A 261-nucleotide genomic window follows, 5' to 3' on the forward strand; every position below is an offset into this window, starting at 1 on the left:
GGCGATGTCACGGTAACTGCTTGTCAGGTATCGCGGCGATAGACGCACTGGCATGAACGCGTCTGCCATCAACTACAAGCGCCATCGTTTCCCGCCTGAGGTCATCCCATGCGGTGTGGCTCTATTTTCGGTTTCCGCTGAGCCTGCGCTTGGTCGAGGAAATGCTGCTGGCGCGCGGCATTGTCGTTTCCTACGAGACGATCCGCCGGTGGGGAAAGAAATTCGGGCCCGACTACGCGCGTCGCCTTCACCGCAAGCAGC

At 60.2% G+C, this 261-nt stretch carries 1 pseudogene; it reads left to right on the plus strand.

The window, feature by feature from the left end:
* Window positions 1-52 precede the first annotated feature (52 nt).
* Window positions 53-261 (plus strand): annotated as a pseudogene (locus tag D3227_RS40960) (IS6 family transposase); the annotation flags it as partial.

Origin of the sequence: Mesorhizobium waimense, from assembly GCF_003601975.1 — a bacterium.
Lineage (GTDB): Bacteria > Pseudomonadota > Alphaproteobacteria > Rhizobiales > Rhizobiaceae > Mesorhizobium > Mesorhizobium waimense.